21 protein-coding genes and 1 pseudogene are annotated in these 21,751 nt (G+C 66.4%); 9 read left to right on the top strand and 13 right to left on the bottom strand.

Going from position 1 to position 21,751, the window contains the following annotated elements; all coding sequences use genetic code 11:
• Nucleotides 1–22: 22 nt before the first annotated feature.
• Entirely contained in the window at nucleotides 23–595 is a 573-nt protein-coding gene (locus tag DLM85_RS09050) for a dihydrofolate reductase family protein (protein WP_111477787.1), read from the top strand.
• 224 nt (nucleotides 596–819) lie between these two features.
• On the top strand, nucleotides 820–1,425 hold the full coding sequence (locus tag DLM85_RS09045) for a hypothetical protein (protein WP_111477786.1): 606 nt from the start codon (nucleotides 820–822) through the stop codon (nucleotides 1,423–1,425).
• Nucleotides 1,426–1,500: 75 nt separating this feature from the next.
• On the opposite strand, the gene DLM85_RS25425 is transcribed toward DLM85_RS09045, so the two are convergent.
• From DLM85_RS25425 to DLM85_RS25945, 5 genes and pseudogenes are all read right to left on the bottom strand, one after another.
• Nucleotides 1,501–1,662, bottom strand: a complete 162-nt coding sequence (locus DLM85_RS25425; RefSeq protein ID WP_165822070.1) for a hypothetical protein — start codon at nucleotides 1,660–1,662, stop codon at nucleotides 1,501–1,503.
• 334 nt (nucleotides 1,663–1,996) lie between these two features.
• Nucleotides 1,997–2,230, bottom strand: a complete 234-nt coding sequence (locus tag DLM85_RS09040) for a hypothetical protein (RefSeq protein ID WP_111477785.1) — start codon at nucleotides 2,228–2,230, stop codon at nucleotides 1,997–1,999.
• 144 nt (nucleotides 2,231–2,374) lie between these two features.
• Complete coding sequence (locus DLM85_RS09035; protein ID WP_111477784.1) at nucleotides 2,375–2,776, bottom strand: hypothetical protein; 402 nt, start codon at nucleotides 2,774–2,776, stop codon at nucleotides 2,375–2,377.
• 114 nt (nucleotides 2,777–2,890) lie between these two features.
• Nucleotides 2,891–3,322 (bottom strand): hypothetical protein, encoded by a 432-nt coding sequence (locus DLM85_RS09030; protein WP_111477783.1) that lies wholly within the window; start codon nucleotides 3,320–3,322, stop codon nucleotides 2,891–2,893.
• 195 nt (nucleotides 3,323–3,517) lie between these two features.
• A pseudogene (locus tag DLM85_RS25945) lies at nucleotides 3,518–3,610 on the bottom strand (hypothetical protein); the annotation flags it as partial.
• A gap of 177 nt (nucleotides 3,611–3,787) precedes the next feature.
• On the opposite strand from DLM85_RS25945, the gene DLM85_RS09020 reads away from it, so the two are divergent.
• On the top strand, nucleotides 3,788–4,636 hold the full coding sequence (locus DLM85_RS09020; RefSeq protein WP_111477781.1) for a DUF5694 domain-containing protein: 849 nt from the start codon (nucleotides 3,788–3,790) through the stop codon (nucleotides 4,634–4,636).
• Between the two features lie 373 nt (nucleotides 4,637–5,009).
• The gene (locus tag DLM85_RS25045) at nucleotides 5,010–5,567 is read left to right on the top strand and encodes a hypothetical protein (RefSeq protein WP_133256983.1); all 558 of its coding nucleotides are present in this window, start codon (nucleotides 5,010–5,012) and stop codon (nucleotides 5,565–5,567) included.
• A gap of 90 nt (nucleotides 5,568–5,657) precedes the next feature.
• Here the strand turns inward: DLM85_RS25045 and lpdA are convergent, their stop codons facing one another.
• From lpdA to DLM85_RS09000, 4 genes are all read right to left on the bottom strand, one after another.
• Nucleotides 5,658–7,064: a dihydrolipoyl dehydrogenase gene (lpdA, locus tag DLM85_RS09015; protein ID WP_111477780.1), complete on the bottom strand. Its 1,407-nt coding sequence runs from the start codon at nucleotides 7,062–7,064 to the stop codon at nucleotides 5,658–5,660.
• 127 nt (nucleotides 7,065–7,191) lie between these two features.
• Nucleotides 7,192–9,648 (bottom strand): T9SS type A sorting domain-containing protein, encoded by a 2,457-nt coding sequence (locus tag DLM85_RS09010; protein WP_111477779.1) that lies wholly within the window; start codon nucleotides 9,646–9,648, stop codon nucleotides 7,192–7,194.
• Nucleotides 9,649–9,754: 106 nt separating this feature from the next.
• Nucleotides 9,755–11,434: a M1 family metallopeptidase gene (locus DLM85_RS09005; RefSeq protein ID WP_111477778.1), complete on the bottom strand. Its 1,680-nt coding sequence runs from the start codon at nucleotides 11,432–11,434 to the stop codon at nucleotides 9,755–9,757.
• A gap of 184 nt (nucleotides 11,435–11,618) precedes the next feature.
• Nucleotides 11,619–12,407 carry an SDR family oxidoreductase gene (locus DLM85_RS09000; RefSeq protein WP_111477777.1) on the bottom strand — a complete coding sequence of 263 codons (789 nt, stop codon included), beginning with the start codon at nucleotides 12,405–12,407 and terminating at the stop codon, nucleotides 11,619–11,621.
• Nucleotides 12,408–12,708: 301 nt separating this feature from the next.
• Here DLM85_RS09000 and DLM85_RS08995 point away from each other — a divergent pair, with 301 nt between their 5' ends.
• The 3 genes from DLM85_RS08995 (at nucleotide 12,709) to DLM85_RS08985 (ending at nucleotide 15,789) form a co-directional block, all read left to right on the top strand.
• Nucleotides 12,709–13,671, top strand: a complete 963-nt coding sequence (locus DLM85_RS08995; RefSeq protein ID WP_111477776.1) for an EamA family transporter — start codon at nucleotides 12,709–12,711, stop codon at nucleotides 13,669–13,671.
• 309 nt (nucleotides 13,672–13,980) lie between these two features.
• Nucleotides 13,981–15,009 carry a sensor histidine kinase gene (locus tag DLM85_RS08990; protein ID WP_133256982.1) on the top strand — a complete coding sequence of 343 codons (1,029 nt, stop codon included), beginning with the start codon at nucleotides 13,981–13,983 and terminating at the stop codon, nucleotides 15,007–15,009.
• A 3-nt stretch (nucleotides 15,010–15,012) separates the two neighbouring features.
• A complete protein-coding gene (locus DLM85_RS08985; RefSeq protein ID WP_111477774.1) occupies nucleotides 15,013–15,789 on the top strand; it encodes a LytR/AlgR family response regulator transcription factor in 777 nt (258 codons plus the stop codon).
• A 97-nt stretch (nucleotides 15,790–15,886) separates the two neighbouring features.
• Here DLM85_RS08985 and DLM85_RS08980 read toward each other — a convergent pair whose 3' ends face one another.
• Nucleotides 15,887–16,375: a DUF4126 family protein gene (locus tag DLM85_RS08980; RefSeq protein WP_111477773.1), complete on the bottom strand. Its 489-nt coding sequence runs from the start codon at nucleotides 16,373–16,375 to the stop codon at nucleotides 15,887–15,889.
• Between the two features lie 155 nt (nucleotides 16,376–16,530).
• Between DLM85_RS08980 and DLM85_RS08975 the strand changes: the two genes are divergently transcribed.
• Both DLM85_RS08975 and DLM85_RS08970 read left to right on the top strand, forming a co-directional pair.
• Entirely contained in the window at nucleotides 16,531–19,281 is a 2,751-nt protein-coding gene (locus DLM85_RS08975; protein WP_111477772.1) for an MGH1-like glycoside hydrolase domain-containing protein, read from the top strand.
• A 221-nt stretch (nucleotides 19,282–19,502) separates the two neighbouring features.
• A complete protein-coding gene (locus DLM85_RS08970; protein WP_133256981.1) occupies nucleotides 19,503–19,907 on the top strand; it encodes a group III truncated hemoglobin in 405 nt (134 codons plus the stop codon).
• Nucleotides 19,908–20,006: 99 nt separating this feature from the next.
• On the opposite strand, the gene DLM85_RS08965 is transcribed toward DLM85_RS08970, so the two are convergent.
• The 3 genes from DLM85_RS08965 to DLM85_RS08955 form a co-directional block, all read right to left on the bottom strand.
• Complete coding sequence (locus DLM85_RS08965) at nucleotides 20,007–20,459, bottom strand: hypothetical protein (protein WP_111477770.1); 453 nt, start codon at nucleotides 20,457–20,459, stop codon at nucleotides 20,007–20,009.
• A 151-nt stretch (nucleotides 20,460–20,610) separates the two neighbouring features.
• Nucleotides 20,611–21,039, bottom strand: coding sequence for a hypothetical protein (locus DLM85_RS08960; protein ID WP_243635905.1), 429 nt, complete (start codon nucleotides 21,037–21,039; stop codon nucleotides 20,611–20,613).
• Nucleotides 21,040–21,077: 38 nt separating this feature from the next.
• Nucleotides 21,078–21,746 carry a carboxypeptidase-like regulatory domain-containing protein gene (locus DLM85_RS08955; RefSeq protein WP_111477769.1) on the bottom strand — a complete coding sequence of 223 codons (669 nt, stop codon included), beginning with the start codon at nucleotides 21,744–21,746 and terminating at the stop codon, nucleotides 21,078–21,080.
• Nucleotides 21,747–21,751 lie beyond the last annotated feature (5 nt).

Genomic DNA, 21,751 nt, shown 5'->3' with positions numbered 1-21,751 from the left:
CCAGTAATTACCCCTACTCCCGATGAGAAAACTAAAGCTGCAGGTGCAGATGACCGTCGACGGATTTATCGGCGGCCCCAACGGCGAAATGGACTGGCTGACCTGCCCCTGGGACGACGCCCTGGAGCAGTACGTCATAGCCCTGACCGCGCCCGTCGACTGTATTGTGCTCGGCCGCAAGCTGGCTCAGGGCTTTATTCCACACTGGGCCGCGGTGGCGGCCGATGATGCCAATCCCGATGCCGCGGCGGGCCGCACGTTCACCGACACGCCTAAAGTCGTATTCACCCGCACGCTCACCCACGCCGACTGGCCCGACACCGAGCTGGCCCGGGGCGAGCTGGTGGCCGAAGTCACCCGGCTCAAGCAGCAGCCCGGCGGCGACATCATTGCCTACGGCGGCGCCACGTTCGTCTCGGCCCTCATCCGCCACGGGCTCATCGACGAGTACCACCTGTTCGTCAACCCGGTGGCCATCGGGCGCGGGCTGTCCATTTTCGGCGAGCTGACCGGTGCCCAGTCCCTGACGCTGGTGCGCGCCCAGACCTTTGCCTGCGGCATCGTGGTGCAGCACTACGAACCCAAACGCGGTTGATAAGCTCGGTTCTGCCCTTGCAACTGACGGTATTCTTTACAACGCTCTGCCTATGACGTAGCCCCGCAAGCCACTCCCCATACTCACACGCCGAACCGCCCCCGCAGCTTGCTGCGGGGACGGTTCGTGCTTCTGGCGTCGGCAGTGGAAATTGACATTTATCAAGCGCGGGCGCCGACCAGGCGGGCACCTTTGGCCCAGGTTTTCTGCTGACTACTGCGCCCATGTCCAACGCCCCTGAATCCGGCCGGCCCCTGTGGTGGTTTCTGGCCCTGCCCTTCGGTATCTTCTGCCTCTACAACGTGCTGGGCGCCCTGCTCTACGCCCTGGCCGTGCTGGGCAGCCACCTCGCGCATGAAGAAGAGCCCCAAATACTGGCCTGCGCCAGTGCCGCCGAAGCCCGGGCGGCCGGGGTGCTGCTCGATACCGTGCTGGTGACGCCCCGCAGCGTCCGTTACGGGGCCTACAGCATCGAAATCACGGAAGGCTGGCTGGAGGAGCTGCGCGAAACTCAGCGCCCCGCCTGGTACGCCCGGCGCACGGTGCGCCCCGCCGGCTTGGTGTGCCTGCGCGTCGGCTACCGGGTGCGCCGCCACGGCCCCCCGCCCGCCAAGCCCTGGGATGTTCCCCTGCTGCACTACGAGCAGGATTACGGCGACACCCCCATCGACCAGGAAACGCCCGTCGTGGTGGTGGCTCCGCGGCTGCGGCCCGATTATTACCACCTGCCGCTGCCCGTCCGGTTCAGCATCGACGACGGGCCCGGCGGTTTGCCGGCCCGGGCGTTTGTGGCCTGCCCGGCCCGGCAATGCCCGCCGCGGGCGCAGTAGGCGGGCCCCAAACACAATTGCCCAGAGCAAGGCCCTGGGCAATTACAACTAGTGCAAGTCGGTATAGCGTGGCGGCTAACGCACCACAAATCCTTTGGCTTCCCAGGCTTTTACGTTCTGGGTACGGACAAACCGGGTTTCGATGTGGCCCCAAGCGTCCTGCTTGTACATCACGGTTTTGCCCTGTTCGCGCGCCTGGAGCTTCTCCATGTGCTCGGCGTGCGAGAGGGTAACCATCGGGGCCGGTTCGGCGGCTTTTGCCCCACGGGGGCGTCTGTTGGGAGTTGACATATGCCTGTAACTACGAACTACCCTAAAAGGATCAGTTCCAGCGAATTTTATATGGGCGCGGCTGAACTTTTTATAGCAAATCAGTCTTTCCGCCGCCCAATCGGCTCCGACCCGACGACACTACCCATGACCAACGGGCGCAAAAGCCGGTGACTACCACCCTAACCACGCCCACAAACAGCCCGCAGCCGACGCGGGCGGGGCGTCAGGCGCGGGCTGCTTTTCGCCGGGCGGCCCTGGCTGCGGCCGGGTGCGGCCGCCGCTGGCCGCCGGCTGGGGGTCAGAGGCTGGCCCCTTCCATAGCGCTCAGGCTTTCGCCCGTGTTGGCGTCGGTGTCGCCGCTACCGAAGGCGCCGAAGAGGCCGCGGCGCTGCGCCAGGTAGCCCAGGCCCAGGGCCAGCAGGGCCGAGCCGCCCACCACCTTCTTCGTGGTGCTCAGCTTGCGCAACGACTTGGCCGCGCCGCTGAGCAGGGACTTGTTCTTCTTACCGGCCTTGTTTTTCTTCTTGTTCATAACGCAGGTGCTTGAATGTGGAAAGAGGAGCCCAGGTGGCGTGGGCTGGAAAGAGAGTATGCGCAACTGCCCGGCGGAAGGTTGCCGCCAGGCTCATTCTTAACATGGGCCGGCTTTTCCAACCCGGCAGCCGGCGCCCCGGCCCTACTCGTCGTCGGGACTGGCGGCGGTTTTTTTGCCGAAGTCGTGAGGGTGCTTGCCGGGTTTACGCGCTTTATGGCCCTTGTGCGGACGCGGCGTCGGTACGGGCTCCGCGTCGGCGTCTTCGATGTCGGCTTCCCGGTAGGCCGGGTGCCGGGGCGCGGGCAGCCAGGGCAGCGGCAGCAGGCCCGCCACCGGCGAGTTGCGCCAGTCGTCGTTCTGCAGGTTTTTGAGGTAGTAATAACCCGCCGCCGCTACCGCCAGCCCGCCCACCAGCTTCTGCAGGGGGCTGAGCTTGGCAATTTCGTTGGTGACCTTGCGGTACTTCTTGATGGAAAGCGCCGTGGCGTCGAGCAGGTTGTCCGATACGCTGTCCTTCTTGTTCTTTTTGTGCTTCTTGCCCATAGCCGTACGGAGTAAGGGGCCGGCACCGCGCCGCCTGGGGCGAAGGCACTGGTCGGGACTCCGGTATTCGCAGGCGCGGGGCCGAAGGTTGTGTCCCGGCCCCGCCGGGCCACCTCAGATGTGCGAGCCGACCACGATTTGCTGCCGCAGCCAGGCCCGGGCCGCCGCCTCGTCGGCGAAGCGGGCGTAGGTGGGCGCCAGGGGCCAGGCCAGCAGGGGCTTGTCTTCCTCACGCAGCCAGGCGGCCGTGGCAGGGGTGTCGAGCACGGCCCCGTAGCGGTAGTTGCCCTGCACCACGGCCCGCGGCAGCCAGTGCGCGGCCACCCACTGCTGCTCCGCGGCACTCAGCGGCGCCATCCGTCGCAAATCCACCAGGGCCTTGCCCGTGCCCAGGCTGCGGATGATGCGCAGCAGCGCGTTCAGGGCCTCCTGGTAGTCGGCGAGGTGGCGCGGGCCGGGCTGCCAGCGCATCAGCGCGAAGCCCTCGGGGTCGGCCTGCACCGTGGCGGCGGCGTTGGCGAAGTGGAGCGGGTCGGGAGCGGGCATACGGCGGAGGCGGGAAAAACCATCCGGCCAACCGGAAGGCGTTCCGGCAAAGTAAGGATAGTAGGACGAGGTGCGGGGTTAGCCGGGCTGGCTGCTCAACGCGTGGGACCATCTGGCCGCTGTACCGCCCCGCACAGAACAAGCGCTCCTGCGGGCCCGTCCTCGTCAGAGGCGCGGTGGCCGTCACGGCTTCGGTGATGCGCGCGGGCCGACCATGTGTACGCCCAGAATTTCGTCGGCTTCCTGGTCGGCCAGCACCTTCACGAAGCCGTCGAAGTCCGTGTTGGCGACAATCACACCAAGTCCAGTCCTGGCAACTCTGACTCCCAGGTGGTGAGGTTCGACCACCAGCGCGGCCATGCGCGTCGGCGGCACCGAGTGTTGAACCACATCATCATGCGACCTACTGGCAATCAAATACCTGCCAAAGTGGCTCTACCTTGCGGCCTGCTGTTGCTCAACGCTATGAAACACCTTCTGCTCCTGATTAGCGGCCTGCTGCTGGGCCTCGGGGCCACCGCCCAAAGCAAGCCCGCCGAGCTGCTGCTGCTGGGCACCTTCCACTTTCACAACCCCGGCGCCGACATCGTCAAGACCAAAACCTTCGATGTAATGGCCGCCAAGCCGCAGGCCGAGCTAGAAGCCATAACGGACAACATCAAGGCCTTTCAGCCCAAAAAGATATTCGTGGAATGGTCCTACGACGCCCAGCCCGAACTGGACGAGCTCTACCAAGCCTACCTCGGCGGCAAGTTTGAGGGCTACGTGAAGGGCAAATACCCCGCGAAGAGCCAGAACTTCTACCTCAGGAACGAGATATTCCAGCTGGCTTTCCGGGCTGGCAAAAAGGCTGGCCTCCCCCGCATCCATGCGCTGGATTACACCAGAACGGCTTTCCCGTTTGACAGCGTGCAGAAAGCCATGCAAGCGGCCCGGCAGGAGGACCTGCAGAAACAAATGAACGACCTGTTCCAGGCCATAACGGCCGAGCAGAACCAGAAACTCGAAACGCTTACCCTCACGCAGTTGCTGCTCGACTTCAACTCGCCGCAAAGCCTGGCCATCAACAAAGGCTCCTACCTCGAGCTGTTCAACCGCGCCGGCAGCCCCGATAACTTCGCGGGTGCCTACCTGGTGTCGGAGTGGTACCGGCGCAACCTGTACATGTACGCCTTGGTGCAGAAGCTCACCGCCCCCACCGACGACCGGGTGCTCGTGCTGGTGGGCGCCGGCCACGCGGCCATGATGCGCGAGTTCGTGCAGTCGGACAAGCGCTTTAAACTGCGCGAGCCAAAAGACGTGCTGAAAAAGTAGCCGCTCTACCGGCCGCTGGCCGTGGTCAACGCCAAAACCACCACCGCCGAATCCATCCTGGCCGCCGCCCTTGCCGAGGCCACCCGCGAAACCCCACCGACGCGCTGGCGGCGCTGAACGTGCAGAAAAAACGCCTGCAGAAGCGCGCCCGCCAAGCCACCGGCCTCAAGGAGTGCCTCGCCGACGTGGCCAACGAGCAAAACGCTGCCTAGGTGGCGCTGCTCACTACCATTAAAGCCGGTATTGCCTCGCACCGGGCTAAGTTGCGGGCGTAAGCTTCGGCCTTGCTGCTGGAAAGGAGCCCCGCCCGCCACGTTGTGGCGAGCGGGGTTTGTGTAAAACCTTGCTTCTATTTCAACAACCCACTCTCGCCATGAAAAAACATTTACGCCCCCTTCTGCTGTTCGCCGCAATCCTAGCGAGTGTCAGTGCTCAGGCCCAGCAAAAGTCAGCCCCGGTGAACAGCATCCTCAAAGAAGTGACGGAGGCGTTGCAGGAAATACAACTTCAAGAATCTTTTCCGGTTCCCAAAAAAGTAAGCGTAACGCTTGAAACCGAAAATACCAGAGAAAATGGAGCGGGAGTGCAGATTCTCCTATTCAAGTTTGGCCGAAAATGGAGCAAGGCCGAATCAAGCGAGGTGACTTATACTTTCGCCTTAAATCACAAAAGCGCCCTCACTCCGACCCCGGTAAAAGATGCTCTGGTCAAAGCAATTATGAATTCTTACAAAGAATTATCTGCCATTGACAATAAAACCGTGACATCAACCGGGTTTAAGGTAAAAGTGAGTTTTACGATTGAAAAGACGACGGATGCTGGTGCTGAATACGAATTATCTCCCGTTACGCCCTCGCTCAGCAAAACATGGAAGAAAAAGGCTGTACATAGTATTGAGGTAGAATTTGAGGCTCCGACACGGGCGGGCTAGCCCTCTAATTCAGGAATTAGCAAAACGCAAAAGCGGCTGAAGCTCGGGGAGCTTCAGCCGCTTTTGCGTTTTGCTTTTCAGCCGGAGGAATTACATATGAATCGCCCGGTTCTCCGTGGCGGCCAGGCAGGCTTCCTTCATGGCTTCGGCGTAGGTGGGGTGGGCGTGGCTCATGCGGGCCACGTCCTCGGCGGAGGCGCGGAATTCCATGGCCGTCACGGCTTCGGCAATCAGGTCGGCGATGCGCGGGCCGATCATGTGCACGCCCAGGATTTCGTCGGTTTCCTTGTCGGCCAGCACCTTCACGAAGCCGTCGAGGTCCATGCTGGCGCGGGCGCGGCCCGAGGCGCGGAAGGGGAAGGAGCCGGTTTTGTAGGCTTTGCCCTGCTCCTTGAGCTGCTCTTCGGTGTAGCCCACGCCGGCCACTTCGGGCCAGGTGTACACCACGCCGGGGATGAGCAGGTAGTTCACGTGCGGCTTCTGGCCGGCAATGCGCTCGGCCACGAACACGCCTTCTTCTTCGGCCTTGTGGGCCAGCATGGCGCCGCGAATCACGTCGCCGATGGCGTAGATGCCGGGCACGTTGGTTTGCAGGTGCTCATCGACCTTGATGCGGCCGCGCTCTTCCATCTGCACGCCGGCGGCTTCCAGGTTCAGGCCCGCGGTGTAGGGCACGCGGCCCACGGCCACCAGGCAGTAGTCGCCCTCAAACTTCACTTCCTCGCCCTTGGGGTTGGTAGCCGTCACGGTCACGGTGTCGCCCTCGCGGGTGGCGCCGGTGACTTTGTGCGAGAGGAAGAACTCGATGCCGATTTTGCCCAGGATGCGCTTGAGCTCCTTGCCCAGGCCGCGGTCCATGGTCGGGATGAGCGAGTCCATGAACTCCACCACCGACACCTTGGCGCCGAGGCGGGCGTACACGGAGGCCATTTCCAGGCCGATGACGCCACCGCCGATGACAATCATGTGCTTGGGCACTTCGCGGATGTTCAGGGCCTCGGTGCTGGTGATGATGCGCTCCTTGTCCTGGGCGATGAACGGCAGCACCGTGGGCTTGGAGCCGGTGGCAATGATGACGTTCTTCGTTTCGATCTGCTGGGCCTCGCCGCCTTCGCGCGGGGTGATGCTGATGTGGGTGGCGTCGACAAACGAACCGACGCCCTTGATGACGTCGATTTTGTTTTTCTTCATCAGGAACTGGATGCCGTCGACATTGGCCTTCACCACCCCGTTTTTGCGGTCGATGAGCTGGTTCATGTTGATCTGCAGGTCGCTCAGCTCGATGCCGTGCTCCTTGAAGGTGTGGCCGGCATTGTGGAAGTGCTCGGTGCTGTCGAGTAGGGCCTTCGAGGGAATGCAGCCCACGTTCAGGCAGGTACCGCCGAGCGTGTCGTATTTCTCGATGATGGCCGTTTTGAAGCCGAGCTGGGCGCAGCGGATGGCCGCCACGTAGCCGCCGGGGCCGGAGCCGATGACGGTAACGTCGTATTGGTTCATGCTGAAAATCGGGTTGATGAAGCGCTGCGGGCAAAGGTAAGGGGTAGGAGGGTGTGAGGGTAGGAGTTTAGGAGTTGTTGGTTTAAAACCTCCTGAACTCCCACCCCCACACCCTCCTGCCCCATTCTTACTCCACCACCACGCGCTGCGTGGCCGTTGCGCCCTGGGCGTACTCCACGCGCAGCAGGTACGCCCCAGCGGGCTGCTGGCGCACGTCCAGCGTCTGCTCAGCCGCGGCCGTGGCGGCCTGCGTCTGCACCACGCGCCCGGCCAAGTCCAGCAGGGTAATCGTGCGGGCGGGCGCGTTCGGCCGCAGGTGCAGCTGTCCGCGGGTCGGGTTGGGCCACACGGCGGGCCGGGGCAGCGTCCGGGCCGTGTTCGTCGCCGTCACGAGGCCGGTGTAGCGGGCAATGCTGAAGTAGCCCTGGTGCTCGAAGGCACCCACTGCCAGCAGCGCCCCGTCGGGCTGCAGCACCAGTTTGCGGGTGTTGTACTGCGGCAGCCGGGCGGGGTCGTAGCTGGGGTCGGGCTGGCCGCCGGGCAGCAGGCGCAGCGTGGTGCCGGTTTCGCCCTGCAGGGCCAGCACTTTCCCATCGGGCTGCAGCACTAGCTGCGAAATCGGGGCCGAATTGGCCGGGAGCGTGGCGGTGAACGAGGCATCGGGGGCGCCGGTGGCCGAGAACCGGGCCACGGCGGCGTTGCCCGAGCCGCCGGGCGGCAGGCCGTAGCCGCCAGCCAGCAGACGGCCATCGGGGTAGCGCACCAGCGTGCGGACGTAGAAGGTACCCGCCGCGCCGCTGCCCGGAATGCCCCCGAACGCGGGGTCGTTGGCCCCGGTGGCTTGCAGCTTGCGCACCGTCAGCGTATTGTCCACCACCAGCATTGTGCCATCGGGCAGCAGCAGCGGATCGGGCATTTCCGTCCAGTAGCTCACGGCCGGCGCGAAGGAAGCGTCCGGCGCGCCGGTGGGCCGCAGCCGCATCAGGTTGTTGGGGAGCCCCGAGGCGAGGATGCGGCCATCGGGCTGCACCACCAGCCCTATCCACTGGCCGGAGGGCCCCGTCACGGAAGGCGCGAAGCTATTGTCGAGGCCCCCACCAGGCAGCAGGCGGGCCAGGCTCGGCCGCGCCTGCCCGTTCACCTGGTTGAAATTGCCGGCCACCAGCACGTTGCCGTCGGCCTGCAGGGCTACCCGGTAGCCTTCGATGCCGGTGAGGGTGCCGCTGCCGTACAGGCGGCTGCGGTTGGTGAATACCGTGTCGACGGCGCCGGTGGGCAACAGGCGGGCCAGGCCCAGGGCCGGCCGGTCGTTCAGCTCGGAGAAGGTACCGGCAATCAGAATGCGGCCGTCGGGCTGCACCACCGCATCGTTGATCTGCCCCAGGGTCAGCAGGTGCGGGGCGAAGGCGGCGTTGTAGCTGCCGTCGGCGTTGAGCAGGGTCACGTTGGCGCGCCGTTCCCAGGCGGCGCCAAACTGGGGCAGACTGCCGCCCAGCAGCACCTGCCCGGTGGGCAGCAGCTGCACCGACCCCGCGTTTACCGCGGCCGATACTGGATTATAAGCCGGTTGCGTCCAGGCGGGGTCTGCCGTCCCGTTGGCGAGCAGGCGGGTGACGAAGGCGTTGGGGCCGGTGCCGCCCTGGAATACGATGCGCCCGTCGGCCTGCACGCCCACCACGCCCGTGTGCCCGAACGTGCCGCCTCTGGGCCGTAGCGTGGTGACAAAGGTGGCATCGGGCTGGCCGGCGGCGGTCAGGCGCACCAACTCGGCGCTGCCGCCCGTCAGCAGGCCGCCCGAGTAGTTGGGCCCCGAGGCGGCCAGGATGTTGCCGTCGGGCTGCACGGCCAGGTAGCCTACTTCAGCGGCTGGCTTGATCGGGGGCCCGAAGCTATTGTCGGGGGCGCCGCTGGCTTCCAGGCGCACCAGTCCCGGCCGCGCCTGCCCGTTGACGGCCCCGAACGAGCCGCCGACCAGCAGCTTGCCGTCGGGCTGCCGGGCCAGCACCGTGATGTCGCCCGCGTCGAAGCCGGTGCCCAGCGCGGTGGTAAAGGCCACGTCCTCGGTGCCATCGGCCAGAAACCGGGCCAGGCGCCTGAGCGGGCGGCTGCCCACCTGCGTAAACGCGCCGCCGACCACGATTTTGCCATCGGGCTGCACCAGCAGGGTGCGCAGCAGGACGGGGGCGTAGCTGCCGATGCTGAGCGTCGGGAAGCCCTGGTCGCGGGTGCCGTCGGCGTTCAGCCGGATGATGCTGGCCCAGAACATGACCACCAGCTTGCCGCCCGGCGCCTCGGCCAGCTGCATAAAATCACCGCCCTGCGCCTGCGCGATGCTCACGCGGGCGTTGGCATTGAACGTGTTGTCGGGCTGCCCGGCGGGCGTGTAGCGAAACAGGCCGCCGACGGGCTGGCCTTCGCCCCGGATGATGCCGCCGGCAAACACCCGCGACCCATCCGTAAGCTGCAGGGCGTACTGAATGCCCGCGGGGGCATACACGCCCACGGGTTGAAACGTGCGGTCCAGTGTCTGGGCCGAGGCGGTGGTAGCCAGTACCACCGCCAACAGGGGTAATAATTTTCCCATATCGATTGAATGACTCTGGAAGGATAAAGCCCAGAGGCGGCTCGTTTGCAGGCCCCCAGGCTTCCCGAATCGTTTTTTTCCAGCCCGGCTGGCTGCTTTGCCCGCCCTACTCCACCAGCACCCCGATGTAGTAGTTGAACGTGTCGACTTCCAGGTTGTCCTTGCTCAGGCCGGGCAGGTCGAGGGGCTGAAACGTGGTGGTGGGCTGCACCAGGCGCCACTCGCCGCCCCTGGCCCGCAGGCGCACCGGCAGGTCGAAGCCGCGCACGTCGGCAATCCAGCGGGCCACGGGGCGGCCCTGATCGAAGCGGATTTCCAGCGTCGGCAGGCCGGCGTGGCGCAGGTACTGGTCGAATACCCGGGTCAGGTCGCGGCCGCTCTGCTGGTTGAGGTAGGCCACCACCTGCTCGGTCGTCACGGTCTGGTGGTAGAACTGCTGGTTGAGGCCGCGCAGCATCTGGCGCCACTTCCGGTCGTCGTCGACGACGGTGCGCACCATGTTGAGCAGGTTGGCGCCCTTGTCGTACATGTCGCCCGAGCCCTCGCGGTTTACGCCGTAGGGCCCGATGATGGGCGCGTCGTTGCGAATGTTGCGGCGCTGGCCGTGCACGTACTCCCGGCCCGCCGCCGGACCGAACAGACTTTCGGTGAAGAGGCTTTCTGAGTAGGTGGTAAACGACTCGTGAATCCACATGTCGGCAATGTCCTGGCTGGTGATGTTGTTGCCGAACCACTCGTGGCCGCTTTCGTGGATGATGATAAAGTCCCACTTGTCGCCCCAGCCGGTGGCGGAACGGTCGTTGCCGAGGTAGCCGTTGAGGTACTTGTTGCCGTAGGCCACGGCGCTCTGGTGCTCCATGCCCAGGTGCGGCGCCTCCACCAGCTTGTAGCCGTCCTGGTAGAACGGGTACGGCCCGAACCACGACTCCAAGGACTTGAGCATGGGCTTCACGTTGGCCCCGAACTGCTTTTTGGCCTTGGCCACGTTTTCGGGCAGTACCCAGTAGTCCAGCGTCAGCCGGCCCTTTTCGCCCTGGTACGCGTCGCTGAAATGCGCAAAGTTGGTCACGTTCAGGGCCACGTCGTAGTTGTTGATGGGGTTCGAGACGGCCCAGTCGAAGCGCGTGAGGCCGCCCTTGAGCGGCGTGATTTTACGCAGGCGCCCGTTCGACACGTCCTGCAGGCCCTTGGGCACGGTCACGCTGATCAGCATCGAGTCGGGCTCGTCGGCCTGGTGGTCCTTGCAGGGCCACCAGATGCTGGCGCCCACGCCCTGGCAGGCCGTGGCCACCCAGGGCTGCCCGGCGCCGTGCTCGGTGAAGACGAAGCCGCCGTCCCAGGGCGCGTGCTGGGCCACGGTGGGCTGCCCAGAGTAATACACCGTGAATTCGTCGCGCACACCCTGCCGGATGGGCCGCGGAAACGTGACGAACACCGCGTTGGCCTCCCGGGTGAAGGGCAGGCTCTGGCCCTGGTACACCACGCGCTCCACCCGGAGGTTGGCGAAGAGGTCGAACTGCAGGCGGGTGAAGTCCTGGGTGGCCGTGAAGCGGAACAGGTTGGAGCCGCTGATGGCCTTCTGGCCGATATCGAGCCGGACGTCGAGGTGGTAGTAGTTGAGGTCGTAGCAGCTGCGCAGCGGCGTGAGCGAGCCGCGCAACGAATCGGCGCGGGTGAAGGCGGGCTTGGCTTGCAGCAACTGGGCGGCGCCGAGGCGCGGCAGCGCCAGCAGCACCGCGGCGCCTACGGCCACCCGGCGTGCGGAAAAAGCAAATGGAAAACGCATGGCGAAAAATACACCGCCTCAGCCGCCGGGCTGCGCCAGGGCCCCGGATTCTCCCGATTCGGGGCCGCCCAGGGGCCATACCAGCCTGCCCAGGCGAATTATCACAACTGAGGCAGGAAAGTAACCAGGTATACCAGATTCGGAAATCAAGTCGGTAAACCAGGCTACCTAAGTCCGCGTCTGCCTACCGCACGCGGGCCCGCGTGAGCAGCCAGGCAAACAGGCCCGGGGCGAAGCGCTTCAGATACACGCCCAGGGTTTCCCGGCCGCCAATGTAGGCTTCGTTTTCGCCCCGGGCAATAAGGGGCAGCGCCCGGCGGGCAAATTCGGCCGGCGCCAGCCCGTTCGCGGTGGCCTCGTCCATGGTGCCGAGGGCGCGGCCGTCGCCCGTCAGCGCATTCACCGACACAGCGGTGCGGATAAAGCCCGGGCAAATGAGGCTGATGCCCACGCCGGAGCCGTGCAGCTCGGCCCGCAGCGAGTCGAAAAAGCCGTGCAGGGCGTGCTTGCTGGCCGCGTAGGCCGAGCGGTAGGGCGTGCCGAACCGGCCCACCAGCGAGCTGATGGTGACGATGCGCCCGCTGCCCTGCCGCAGCAGCAGCGGCAGCACGGCCTTGCTCAGCGCCACCGTGCCGAAGTAGTTGACCTCCATCAGGCGGCGGTCCACGTCGAGGGCGGTTTCCAGGGCCAGGCTGCGCTGGCTCACGCCGCCGTTGTTCACCAGCACGTCGAGGCGGCCGTAGCGGGCCAGCACCAGCGGCACCTTGGCGGGTAGGCTGGCGGCATCGGCCAGGTCCAGCGGCACGACCAATGTTTCGGCCGGGGCGCAGGCAGCGGCCACGCGCTGCAGCTCGGCCTCGTTGCGGGCCGACAGGACGAGGCGGGCACCCGCCTGCGCAAACGCCCGTGCCAGGGCCTCCCCGATGCCGGCGGAAGCGCCCGTTACCCACACCACCTGGTTCCGAAAGCTCATGCCCCCAAGGTACGCGACCGGCGGGCTGCGGCGGCGCAGCAGCGGACCTGGGCAGCGGCAACGGCTCACCCCGCTGTCATTGCGAGCGAAGCGCGGCAATCTTTCCTCTAGGTTGGTCGGCTCGTTGGCCGGGGCCGACTGGCTACGCCTTCCGCGGGGGCCGCGCTTTGCTCCCAATGCCAGCCACCCGACACGCTGCCGCAAGATCCGGGTTGGATGCCGCCGGGGCGTCCAGTAGGTTTGCGGCCTCGTAGAAGGCTGCGCCGCTGGTTGGCGCGCCGTTGCGCTGTTGAATCCGTTTATGTCCGTTGCTTCCGCTCCTGCCCGCCCCGCGCCCCTGCTCATTGGCGCGGCACTGCTGGCTATTTACCTGATCTGGGGTTCCACTTACCTGGCCACCAAAACGGCGCTGACGGCCTGGCCGCCGCTGCTGCTCTCCGGCGTCCGCTTTCTGGTGGCGGGCAGCGTGCAGTACGCGGCCGTGCGGCTGAGCGGCGGCCCCGGCCCCACCCGGCAGGACTGGGGGCGCGCCGCGGTGGTGGGCTTCTGCCTGCTGCTGTTCGGCAACGGCGGCACCACCTTCTCGCAGCAGTACATTCCCTCGGGCCTGGCCGCCCTGCTGGTGGCCTCGGTCCCGATGTTTCTGGCCGTGCTGGGCTGGCTGAGCGGGGTGTCGCCCCGGCCCACGGCCACCGTGGCGGCGGGGCTGGCGCTGGGCGTGGGCGGGCTGTACCTGCTGGCCAGCACCCGCCCGGCGGCGCCGGTGCTCATCCCGGGGCACCCGGCGCTGGGCGTGGCCATCGTGCTGGGCGCCTCGTTTATGTGGTCGGTGGGCTCGTTGGTGTCGAAGAAAAAGCCGGTGGGCGGTTCGCCCTTCCTGGGCGTGGGCATGCAGATGCTCTGCGGCGGGGTGTTTCTGCTGCTGGCCGGGCTGCTGCACGGCGAGGCGGCCGCGTTTCACCTCGACGGCATCGGCTGGCAGCCCTGGGTGGCCTTCAGCTACCTGGTGGTGTTTGGCTCGTGGATAGCGTTTTCGGCCTACATCTGGCTGCTGCGCACCGTGGAGCCGGCCCTGGCGGGCACCTACGCCTTCGTCAACCCGGTGGTGGCCGTGCTGCTGGGCCAGGCCGTGGGCGGCGAGCCGCTGAACGCGCAGATGGGCGGCGGAGCGGCCCTCATCGTGCTGGCGGTGATGCTGGTGGTGCTCGGCGGGCGGCGCCAGTCGGCTGCGGCGGCCGCGGCGGCCGAGCCGGCCCGGCGCTAGGCCCGCCCGGCTCGTGCCCGATTTATCGGGGTTCGTGCGAATTTTCGGCGCCTTCGCCGGTTTGGGCCGGGGCGCCGCGGCCGGGCGGCGCATCTTTGCCTTACCAATCGTACAACGCTATTTCGCTACCCACACAATTACTGGTTACCTCTCCGGCCAAAGCCTGACACTGTGCAAGAGGTGTCGCGGGCTTTGGCCGGGTTGTTCCGGCAGGATTCGGGGCAGCGCCCGCCGCCCGGCCGATAGCGTGTATTTTTGGGCTGAACGGCCCCGCCCTGCCGCGGCCCGGTTTTCCTCGCCTGCTTTTCCGTGCCCTTGTTTGCCGCCAACCGCCTGCGCGCCTCCGATTACCGCGTCATGGCGGTGTACTGGCTGCTGGCGGCCCCCATCATCGGCTACGGGTACGTGGTGCAGTTCAGCTGGCAGCAGGCCGTGCCGGCCATTCTCTACAACATCCTGCTCGACACGGCGGCCGTGTACGCGCTGGTGTTCGTCATTTTGCGGCACCTGGCCCGGGGCCGGGGGTGGCTCCGCGGCCTGCTCGCGTTTGTGGGCTTTGCCGTCGGCAGCGGGCTGCTGTACTTTTTCGGCTACGACCTGATCCTGCACAACTTCGGTCCGTTTTCCTTTCGGCGGCTGCTTTGGGCCATCATGCACCACGCCCAGAGCTACGGCGTGCTGGGCGTGCTGATGATGGGCAAAAGCTACTTCGACGCCCAGCACCGGCTGCTGCGGGTGCAGAAGGCCCAGGCCGAAAGCGAGCTGAAAACCCTGCGCGCCCAGATCGACCCGCACTTCCTGTTCAACAACCTCAACATCCTCTACGCCCTCATTCAGCAGGACCGCGAGGAGGCCAGCCACTTCCTGAGCTGCTTTTCCTCGCTGTACCGCTACCTGATCCGGCACCGCGACGTGGACCTGGTGCCGCTAACCGAGGAGCTGCGCTTCGCCGAAGAATACATCTACCTGCTGCGCCACCGCTTCGGGCGGGCCTACGACTTCCAAATTACCCTGCACGCGCCCCAGGCCACGCTGCACCAGCGGCTGGTGGTGCCCGGCACGCTGCAGGTGCTCATCGAAAACGCGGTCAAGCACAACCGCGGGGGCGACGACGTGCCCCTGCTGGTGACCCTGGACGTGCACTCCGGCGCCCTGACCGTGCGCAACCGCGTGGCCCCCAAGCACACCCCGGCCGACTCGATGGGCACGGGGCTGCGCAACCTGCGCGAGCGGTACCGCCTGCTGGCTGATGAGGAGCTGCTGGTGCAGCGCGACGCGTTTTTTACCGTGACGGTGCCGCTGCTGCCGGCGCAGCCCGCAGCCCTTATTGCGTCTTAGCCCATGAATGTGCTCGTCATCGAAGACGAAGAGCTGTCGGCGCGGCAGCTGATGCAGTACCTGAGCGCGCACGACCCCACCGCGCAGGTGGTGCAGGTGGTGCGCAGCATTGCCAAGGGCCTGGCCTGGTTTGCCGATAACCCCATGCCCGACTTGATTTTCTCCGACATCGAGCTGCTCGACGGCAACGTGTTTGCGCTTTATCAACAGGTAGCGGTGACCTGCCCGATCATCTTCGTGACGGCCTACGACCAGTTTCTGCTGCCCGCGTTCCACGGCAACGGCATTGCCTACCTGCTCAAGCCCTTCACCGCCGAGCAGGTGGCCCACGCCCTCGACAAGTACCAGCAGCTGCGCCGCAGCCTGGCTCCGGCGGCCGGCGGCCTGAGCCCCGAAGTGCTGGCCCAGCTCGGCCAGGCCCTGCGCCCCGCCGCCCCGGCCTACCGGCAGCGCTTCTCGGTGCGCCAGCGCAACAGCCTCTACATCCTGCCGGTGGAAGACGTGGTGTACCTGCAGGCCGACGAGGGCGTAGTGTTTGCCGTCGACCGGCAGGGCACGCGCTACCCGCTCAGCGGCACGCTCACCGAGCTGGAGCGCCAGCTCGACCCGAACCGGTTCGGGCGCCTCAACCGCTCGGAGCTGGTCAACATCGGCTTCGTGGAAAAGGTGGAGCCCTACTTCAACAACCGCCTGCTGGTGAAGCTGCGCCCCCTGCCCGACGTGACGCTGACCACCAGCACCGCCCAAACGCCCGAGTTCCGCCGCTGGCTGGAAGGGTAAGATGGGGTAGGAGTTTAGGAGGGTATGAGGGTATGAGTTAAAAAGGGTATGAGTTGAAAGAGCTACCCATCTAACTCCTACCCTCCCAAACTACCCATCAGTGCCCGGGCTGGTGGCGGCCGAGCACGGCTTTGCCGGTGGCCACGGTCAGCACGTCTTCCACCAGGCCCGCCCAGGGCTCTTTCAGCGGGGTGCGCTGGGTGGCGAGCTTGCGCAGGTAGAGGGCGGCGAAGGAGCCGGCCACGGCGCCCAGGCTGCCCACCACGGCGCCCTTGAGCAGGCTGCCGCGGTTGGTTTTGTAGAGCACCGCCCCGATGAGGGCGCCCGACAGGGCGCGGCCGGCCAGTACGGGCGGGGCGGTGCGGTCGGGCATGTTGGGCAGTTTGTCGCTGGCCATTTCGGCGCCGGCCAGGGCTTTCAGGGCGTTGGCGGCGGCAGGCGTCTGCAGCCAGCCCAGGGCCGAATGGGCCAGGCGGCCCGAGGGGTGGTGGCGCAGGGCGCTGCTGAGCAGGGCCGGGGCCGTCATGGAACGCATACCAGCCACGGCGCCGAGGCCGAGGGTTTGCCAGAAGGGAGAAGAAGCCATAGCGAGAAGGCGGATAAATGAACTGCCGGGTACGCTTACGGCGCCGGGGGCTGCAGGGTGGGGCCGCGGCCGATGCAGGGCCGCCGCGGCGGGCGCCGTGGCCGGAGCCCGCCGCGTTGCGTAGCTTCACGGCAGCATTTTTGCGCCGCTTGTTTATGCTTTGTCGTCCGTTTTTCCCGCCGCGCCTGCTGCTGGTGCCGCTGCTCGTGGCGGGCTCCTGCCAGATGCCGAAATCGACTACCCAACCCGCCGCCACCACCCCGCCCCCTGCCCCGGCCGGCCCCGTGTGGCAATCGGCGGCCTACACCGTATACCGCGACTCCGTGGTGCAGGGCCCGCACGTGGCCCGCGCCCGCTCGCGCACCGAGCTGACCTCGAATTACCAGAGCCCGGCCAACGCCTTCCAGAGCCCGCAGGTGAGCTTTAAGTTCAGCCTCAACGGCAAGGACAACGAAATGCCGCCCGGCCAGGACCACGTGTTCGTGGCCCTGCCGCGCGCCGGGGCCGCGGGGCTGGAAACGCCGCTCATCGTGTTCGGCCAGCAGTACGTGGACCGCACGCCGGTGCCGGCCAACGCCTACCTGGCACCCAACACGCCGCTCAGGATTCGGCTGGACCTGCGCCCGGTGCTGGCCGCATTCAAAAAGCAGGGCTACTATTCGCTCTACAACGGGCAGAAGCTGTACCAGCAGGACCTGAAGCACGTGCTGGTGGCCGGCAATACGGCCCCGCTGAGCTGGGACTTCGACAACCTCATCAACAAGCCCGGGCTGGCGCTGACCGACCCCGACGGGGACGGCATCTACGAAACCACCGTGGTGCTGAACGCCCACGCCGACCAGAAAACCACCGCCCGGCAGTGGCAAGCCCGCCTCGATGTGGCCGACCTGCCCCAGTACCAGTCGGAGTACCCGCTCTTCGACGCGCTCTATAATCTGGCCCTGGAAGAAGCCCGCCGCGCCGTGGAGCCCGACAGCACCTTCCGCACCGGCGAGTCGTGGGCCGGCGTATGGACGCGCGACATCAGCTACTCCATCATCCTGGCCCAGGCCGCGCTGCAGCCCAAGGTGGCCATGAACAGCCTGCTGCGCAAGGTCACGCCCGGGGGCCGCATCATTCAGGACACGGGCACCGGCGGGGCCTACCCCGTTTCCACCGACCGCATGATCTGGGCCGTGGCGGCCTGGGAAGTCTACAAATCCACCGGCGACGAGGTGTGGCTGCGCCGGGTCTACCCCATCATCAAAAACTCCCTCGAAGACGACCTGCGCAACGCCCTGGACCCGAGCAGCGGGCTGATGCGCGGGGAGTCGTCGTTCCTGGACTGGCGCGAGCAGACCTACCCGAAGTGGATGCAGCCGGTCGACATCTACCAGTCGCTGAACCTGGGCACCAACGCCGTGCATTACCAGGCCAACCAGGTGCTGGCGCTGATGGCCGAGCGCCTGGGCCAGGAGGAGGTCGGGGCCCGGCACCGGCAGCAGGCCGCCAGCATCCGGCAGGGCCTCAACGACTACCTCTGGCAAAACGACAAGGGCTACTACGGCCAGTACCGCTACGGCCGCATGGCCTCCATTCTCTCGCCGCGCAGCGAGGCCCTGGGCGAGGCGCTGGCGGTGCTCTTCGGCGTGGCCGACTCGGAGCGCAGCCGCTCGGTGGTGGCCAACACGCCGGTGATGGACTACGGCATTCCGTGCATCTACCCGCAGACGCCGGGCATTCCGCCCTACCACAACAACGCCGTGTGGCCCTTCGTGCAGAGCTACTGGGGCCTGGCCGCCGCCAAGGCCGGCAATGAAGAAGCCTACCTGGAAAGCCTGATGGCCGTGGCCCGCCCGGCGGCGCTGTTTCTGACCAACAAGGAAAACTTTGTGGCCTCCGACGGCGACTTCGCCGGCACGCAGGTCAACAGCTCGGTGATGCTCTGGAGCCTCTCGGGCACGCTGGGGCTGGTGTACCGCGGCCTGTTCGGCATGGACTGGCAGGCCGATGGGCTGGTGTTCCGGCCCTTCGTGCCGCGGGCGCTGCAGGGCACGCGCCGCCTCACCGGCTTCCGCCACCGCTGGGCCACCCTCGACATCGAAATGACGGGCTACGGCAACCGCATCAGCACCATCACGCTCGACGGCCAGCCGCTGCCCAACGCCACCGTGCCCGCCAACCTCAGCGGCCGCCACAGCATCCGCATCGAGCTGGCGGGGCAGGTGCCGCCGGCCGCCGGCCAGCACAAGGTGGCCCACCACGTGGCCCCCATGACGCCGGCCGTGCGCTACCAGAGCGGGCAGCTCAGCTGGGCCGCGGTGGAGGGCGCCAAGGCCTATTTGGTGCTGCGCAACGGCGAGTTTGCGGGCCGCACCACCGAGGCCAGCTTCGCCACCGGCGCCGCTACCGCCTATGCCGAGTACCAGGTGGTGGCCGTGGATGCGCAGGGCTACGAGAGCTTCGCCTCGGAGCCGCTGCCGGTGGGGGCGGCTAAGTTTGAGCGCATCTACCAGATGGAGGCGTTTGCGCCGGCGGCCCGGCTGCCCTACAAAGGCTTCACCGGCAAGGGCTTCGTCGAAATCAGCCCGACGCGCAACCCGCGCCTGAAGCTGCAGGTGGTGGTGCCCGCGGGCGGCCTCTACGCGCTGGATTTCCGCTACGCCAACGGCAACGGGCCCATCAACACCAGCAACAAGTGCGCGCTCCGCACGCTGAAGGCCGACGGCCGGGCCATCGGCACGGTGGTGCTGCCCCAGCGCGGGGTGGATGAGTGGTCGGACTGGGGCTACACCAACCCCGTGTTTGCCACCCTGAGCGAGGGCGTCTACACCTTCGAGCTGACCCTGGAGCCGAGCAACGAGAACATGAACGGCGCGGTGAATCAGGCCATGCTGGACCAGCTGCGCCTCACGCGCATCCGCTAGGCGCCGCCTGCCCGCCCCCGCTCCGAAAACGGCCCGACTGCCCTGGTCGGGCCGTTTTTGTGTACCGGTTATTCGCTTCGCGCCCGATTTGTTTCTTTGCAATTACCCCTGATAATCAAGGATAAATGACAACAATCATTTGGCCGTGCAATCGATTGCGCTATCTTAGCCCAACCTGTTCCTCACCGCGGCCGTATCCCGGTCCCCAGCTCATTCGCTCTATGGCAAACGCTCCAGCCTCTGCTCTTACCGACATCACGCGGGAAGCCGACGTGAAAACGCTCGTCGACACGTTCTGCGAGAAGGTCAACCAGGATGAAGTGCTCAGCCCCGCTTTCAACGCGGTGGCCCGCGTACACTGGCCGCATCACCTCTTCACGCTCTACAACTTCTGGAGCGCTGCCCTCTTCGGGCCCAAAACCGGCCGCCAGTCTGCCGCCGCCCGCGACCTGGGCCTGCCGCTGGAAGGCCCCAACTGCCGCCGCTGGCAAACCCTGTTCGACGCCGCCGTGCGCGAAAACTTCGCCGGCCCCAAAGCCGAAGAAGCCCGCCGCAAAGTCCTGAACCTGGGCGCCCTGCTCGACGCCTCGTTCCCGACCCGCAACCCCACGCTGACGGTTTCGTAACCGGCCCGACCAACTCTTAAACCAGTAGCGGCGCGCTGTCCCACCAGCGCGCCGCTATTTTTTTGTCTTCACGCGTCGTTGGCTGATTATCCAGGCACCTCACTCCTCCTGCTGTTTGCCGGCGTAACGAGCCCGCAGCAGCGCGACTATTTCCTCAAAGCGCGCATATTCCATGGAGTTAATATGCACGGCGTCGCCTTGGCGGAAGCGTAAGTACAGCGTCTCGCCGACACTGTAGCGGCCTTGAGTTCTGAACACTCTCCACCGCAGCAGCGTCCTCATCGGCTGCAGTACCAGCACCGGCCCCGCTACCTGCTCCAACAACAGCTCATCGTCATCAATGGTCAATCGGTAGCGTTTCAGGGTTGAGGCATACGCCAGCGGCGGCACCACGCCACAGAGCACAATCAATAGCAAATACTGCCACCCCTGAGCGGGCTGCTGGTGGAAATCATGTTGCCGGAGCATACTCAGGGCAAGCAGGCCGAATATGCTGGCCACCACATAACAGCCGCCTTTGGATACGCTGGTGTTGGATTCGATTTGTAGCACGCACGAAGCTACGGCGCGCCCAACGCCAAAACGACGCGCCCAACGCCCGGTCTACCCAAATCCGGGGCTGAGCGCGTCGTGGGCGCGGGGCGGCGGGGCCGCCGGAGCAGGGAAAAAGGAGCGCGGCGGGTTGGGGCGCCGCGCCATGAGACTAGAGCGTGCCGGCCTGCACCCGCAGCACCTCCCGGGCCGTGGCCAGGTTGGTATCGTGGGCGCTGACGGCGAGGTAAATGAACTTGCGCCCCCCGTCGGCCAGACGCATCAGGTGCAGCTGATTCGAGAGCGAAATCAGGATGTCCTCGATGTGCTCGTCGATGAGGTTGAGGGCCGTCAGGGCCTTCTGCTTCTGGCGCACCACTTCCGCGTTGAAGGCCGCGGCGGTGGCCGGGGCAATGTCGGCGGAGTTGGAATGGGCGGCCAGGCTGGTGCCCGTGCGGGCATCCACCACGGCCACGGCCAGCAGCTCGGGCAACGCGGCCAGCACCTGCTGCACTACCTCGCCGGCCGTGGCTTCCGCCTGCAGGGCGGCCACGCGGGCATGTTTGGTAGCGGTTTTCTTACGATACGACTTGGGTTTCACGGAGTAAGCGTTAGGCCCGGGCGCGTCGCAGCGGCGGGCTAGAAAAGAAACCAGCGGCGCTGCTTGGCGCGGGGCGACAGGGTGACGTTGGCCGGGGCCGCGTTCTGCACCTGCAGCTCCTGGTCGTGGTAGCCGCCGTAGCCGTACACCAGCGTCTGCTGGCCGGCCGGCACGCGCATGGCGTAGCTGCCCGAGGCATCGGTGCTCACGCCGAAGCGCGTGCCCTTCTGCAACACGGTAGCGCCCACCAGGGGCTGACCATCCTGACCCAGGATGCGGCCTTTCACCGTCACCATCCGAATGGCGCTGGCGGCGTCGGCGGCCGGGGCCACCAGCTCGACGGTTTCGGCCGTGGGCAGGTTGTCGGTCGGCAGGTTGTTGTTGGGCAGGTTGGTGCCGGCAAACACCATCCCGCCCACCAGGGCGGCGCAGCTTACCAGCCCGGCAGCGCGGCGGCGGAAGCGCACCGGCTCGGCCTGAATGTGCTGAATCTGGCGACGCACCCAGCCCGGCGCGGCCACCTCGGCCTCGGGCTGAATCTGGTGCCAGCGGGTGAGCGTGTCGTGGGCCTGGTCGGCGTCGCGGCGCAGGTAGGCCTCCACGGCGCGGGCCGAAGCCGGGCTCAAATCACCGCGCAGGTAGGCGTCGCGGTACACGGGCAGCAGGTCGCCCGTTTGCGGATCGAAGGGAGAAGCGGTTAGTCTCATGTGAG

Source organism: Hymenobacter edaphi (genome assembly GCF_003258365.1).
GTDB lineage: Bacteria > Bacteroidota > Bacteroidia > Cytophagales > Hymenobacteraceae > Solirubrum > Solirubrum edaphi.
This window is presented reverse-complemented; position numbering and strand designations above follow the sequence as displayed.

What these genes read in the sequence shown, in the direction of transcription:
- DLM85_RS08975 (WP_111477772.1), top strand. Translation starts at nt 16,531, where the DNA reads ATGCTTTGTCGTCCGTTTTTCCCGCCGCGCCTGCTGCTGGTGCCGCTG.
- DLM85_RS09050 (WP_111477787.1), top strand. Translation starts at nt 23, where the DNA reads ATGAGAAAACTAAAGCTGCAGGTGCAGATGACCGTCGACGGATTTATC.
- DLM85_RS08955 (WP_111477769.1), bottom strand. Translation starts at nt 21,746, where the DNA reads ATGAGACTAACCGCTTCTCCCTTCGATCCGCAAACGGGCGACCTGCTG.
- DLM85_RS08980 (WP_111477773.1), bottom strand. Translation starts at nt 16,375, where the DNA reads ATGGCTTCTTCTCCCTTCTGGCAAACCCTCGGCCTCGGCGCCGTGGCT.
- DLM85_RS25045 (WP_133256983.1), top strand. Translation starts at nt 5,010, where the DNA reads ATGAAAAAACATTTACGCCCCCTTCTGCTGTTCGCCGCAATCCTAGCG.
- DLM85_RS09010 (WP_111477779.1), bottom strand. Translation starts at nt 9,648, where the DNA reads ATGGGAAAATTATTACCCCTGTTGGCGGTGGTACTGGCTACCACCGCC.
- DLM85_RS09035 (WP_111477784.1), bottom strand. Translation starts at nt 2,776, where the DNA reads ATGGGCAAGAAGCACAAAAAGAACAAGAAGGACAGCGTATCGGACAAC.
- DLM85_RS09030 (WP_111477783.1), bottom strand. Translation starts at nt 3,322, where the DNA reads ATGCCCGCTCCCGACCCGCTCCACTTCGCCAACGCCGCCGCCACGGTG.
- DLM85_RS08970 (WP_133256981.1), top strand. Translation starts at nt 19,503, where the DNA reads ATGGCAAACGCTCCAGCCTCTGCTCTTACCGACATCACGCGGGAAGCC.
- lpdA (WP_111477780.1), bottom strand. Translation starts at nt 7,064, where the DNA reads ATGAACCAATACGACGTTACCGTCATCGGCTCCGGCCCCGGCGGCTAC.
- DLM85_RS09040 (WP_111477785.1), bottom strand. Translation starts at nt 2,230, where the DNA reads ATGAACAAGAAGAAAAACAAGGCCGGTAAGAAGAACAAGTCCCTGCTC.
- DLM85_RS09020 (WP_111477781.1), top strand. Translation starts at nt 3,788, where the DNA reads ATGAAACACCTTCTGCTCCTGATTAGCGGCCTGCTGCTGGGCCTCGGG.
- DLM85_RS08995 (WP_111477776.1), top strand. Translation starts at nt 12,709, where the DNA reads ATGTCCGTTGCTTCCGCTCCTGCCCGCCCCGCGCCCCTGCTCATTGGC.
- DLM85_RS08985 (WP_111477774.1), top strand. Translation starts at nt 15,013, where the DNA reads ATGAATGTGCTCGTCATCGAAGACGAAGAGCTGTCGGCGCGGCAGCTG.
- DLM85_RS09045 (WP_111477786.1), top strand. Translation starts at nt 820, where the DNA reads ATGTCCAACGCCCCTGAATCCGGCCGGCCCCTGTGGTGGTTTCTGGCC.
- DLM85_RS09000 (WP_111477777.1), bottom strand. Translation starts at nt 12,407, where the DNA reads ATGAGCTTTCGGAACCAGGTGGTGTGGGTAACGGGCGCTTCCGCCGGC.
- DLM85_RS25425 (WP_165822070.1), bottom strand. Translation starts at nt 1,662, where the DNA reads ATGGTTACCCTCTCGCACGCCGAGCACATGGAGAAGCTCCAGGCGCGC.
- DLM85_RS09005 (WP_111477778.1), bottom strand. Translation starts at nt 11,434, where the DNA reads ATGCGTTTTCCATTTGCTTTTTCCGCACGCCGGGTGGCCGTAGGCGCC.